This is a genomic window from Pseudomonas sp. TNT2022 ID1044, assembly GCF_028656895.1.
Classification (GTDB): Bacteria; Pseudomonadota; Gammaproteobacteria; order Pseudomonadales; family Pseudomonadaceae; genus Aquipseudomonas; species Aquipseudomonas reinekei.
The window spans coordinates 1-701 of the sequence record NZ_JAMDHB010000052.1 but is presented as its reverse complement, the minus strand read 5'-3'; the positions used below and the strand labels follow the sequence as shown (position 1 = coordinate 701).

Annotated in this window: 1 protein-coding gene; it reads left to right on the top strand. The window is 60.8% G+C overall.

The genetic code is table 11. From position 1 onward, the window contains the following. Nucleotides 1-146: 146 nt before the first annotated feature. A partial coding sequence (locus M5G20_RS30070) for a recombinase family protein (protein ID WP_273922124.1) occupies nt 147-701 on the top strand: 555 nt, incomplete at its 3' end.

The following is a 701-nucleotide window of genomic DNA, read 5'->3' as shown; positions in this document are numbered from 1 at the left end:
GCAATGGTTCGACAAAACGAAGGTTTTGCCGAACTCTATCGAGGAATGGCTCGGTTCGTTAAGCTCCCCGCGCTACGGTTCAAATAACTGGTACGCTTAATCAAAGTTCAACTATTACTAACGTAGTCGAGTAAACAGTACTTTTGATGAAGATCGGTTATGCGCGAGTGAGCACTCGGGATCAGAAAGCCGACCTACAAGTCGATGCCCTGAAACAGGCCGGGTGCGAACGCATCTACCAAGACATCGCCAGCGGCGCGAAAAGCGCCCGGCCGGAGTTGGACAAACTGCTGGCCAACGTGCGGCCGGGTGATGCCGTGGTGATCTGGAAGCTGGATCGCCTTGGGCGTTCCCTCAAGCACCTGGTCGAGTTGGTCGGCGAGCTGGCAGAGCGCAAGGTCGGCTTACAGAGCCTGAATGACCCCATCGACACCACCCACGCCCAAGGCCGCCTGGTGTTCAACCTGTTCGCCTCGCTGGCGGAGTTCGAGCGCGAGCTGATCCGCGAGCGGACTCAGGCGGGTCTGTCGGCCGCACGGGCGCGTGGCCGGATCGGTGGCCGTCCCAAGGGCCTGCCAGCCAAGGCTGAGGCCACCGCCATGGCGGCCGAAACCCTCTACCGCGAAGGTCGCCTGAGCGTCAGCGCGATCGGCGAGAAGCTGCACATCTCCAAGAGCACGCTGTACAGCTACCTGCGCCAC